We start from the raw sequence: 1,380 nt of genomic DNA, 5'->3' as shown, positions 1-1,380 counted from the left end.
GGGAACGATCAGGGTGAAAGTGGCTTATCATTAGCCCCCTATCGACGCTCACCCAAGGCTCTCCGGCATGCTGGCAATCTTTCTTGAAACCCTGAACATCACCGCGCCGGTGTTTGCCATGCTGTTTCTCGGTGTGCTGCTCAAGCGCATCGACTGGATCAACGACAACTTCATCCACACCGCCTCGTCGCTGGTGTTCAACGTGACCATGCCGGCGCTGCTGTTCCTCGGCATTCTCCACGCTGACCTGCACGCCGCGCTGCAACCTTCGCTCCTCATCTACTTTTCCCTTGCCACCCTGGTGAGTTTCGCCGTGGCCTGGGGCTGGGCGATTTTCAAATGTCCGCGGGAAGATCGCGGCATCTACACCCAGGGCGCGTTTCGCGGCAACAACGGCGTGATCGGCCTGGCACTCGCGGCAAGCATGTACGGCGATTACGGCATTTCCCTCGGGGCAATTCTCGCGGCGCTGGTGATCCTGTTCTACAACACGCTGTCGACCATCGTGCTGGCGGTGTACAGCCCGGTGATCAAGTCCGATCCGTGGAGCATCTGCAAAAGCGTGTTCAGCAACCCGCTGATCATCAGCGTGATTTCGGCAGCGCCGTTCGCCTATTTCAAGATCGGTTTGCCGGGCTGGCTGGAGACCTCCGGCCAGTATCTGGCGCAGACCACTTTGCCGCTGGCGCTGATTTGTATCGGCGGCACGTTGTCACTCGCAGCGTTACGCAAGAGCGGCAAGATGGCGCTCAGCTCCAGCCTGGTGAAGATGGTCGGTCTGCCGTTACTGGCAACCGTGGGCGCGTGGCTGTGGGGCTTTCGCGGGGCGGAACTGGGGATTCTGTTTCTCTACTTTGGCAGCCCGACGGCGGCGGCAAGTTTCGTCATGGCCCGGGCGGCGCAGGGCAATCATGAGCTGGCAGCGGCGATTATCGTGATGACCACGTTGATGGCGGCGATTACCACCAATGTCGGGATCTTTGTGTTGCAGTGGGGTGGGTGGATCTGACAAGGATTTGCGGTGTCTGCCAGGGCCTCTTCGCGAGCAGGCTCGCTCCCACAGGGAAACGCATCCCAAATGTGGGAGCGAGCCTGCTCGCGAAGGCGGTCACTGCGGTTTCTGGTAGCTGTCGATCACTTCCTGCGCCGCGCGAAACGCATCGATCGCCGCCGGCACGCCGGCATACACCGCGCAATGCAGCAGTGCTTCGCGAATCTCTTCCACCGTGCAGCCGTTGTTCAGCGCACCGCGCACATGGCCTTTCAACTCCTGCGGACACTTCAACGCGGTCAGCGCGGCGAGGGTGATCAGGCTGCGGGTTTTCAGCGGCAGCCCCTCACGATTCCACACCCCGCCCCAAGCGTGTTCATTGACGAAAT

Annotated in this window: 2 protein-coding genes; one reads left to right on the top strand and one right to left on the bottom strand. The window is 60.9% G+C overall.

Annotation, left to right across the window (positions count from 1 at the left end; translation table 11 throughout):
* Nucleotides 1–67: 67 nt before the first annotated feature.
* Nucleotides 68–1,009 (top strand): AEC family transporter, encoded by a 942-nt coding sequence (locus OQK_RS00710; protein WP_016770674.1) that lies wholly within the window; start codon nucleotides 68–70, stop codon nucleotides 1,007–1,009.
* 99 nt (nucleotides 1,010–1,108) lie between these two features.
* On the opposite strand, the gene OQK_RS00705 is transcribed toward OQK_RS00710, so the two are convergent.
* The coding region (locus OQK_RS00705) for a carboxymuconolactone decarboxylase family protein (RefSeq protein WP_016770673.1) at nucleotides 1,109–1,380 on the bottom strand (272 nt) is incomplete at its 5' end.

Origin of the sequence: Pseudomonas sp. R62 (genome assembly GCF_000257605.1) — a bacterium.
Taxonomy (GTDB): Bacteria; Pseudomonadota; Gammaproteobacteria; order Pseudomonadales; family Pseudomonadaceae; genus Aquipseudomonas; species Aquipseudomonas atacamensis.
This window is presented reverse-complemented; position numbering and strand designations above follow the sequence as displayed.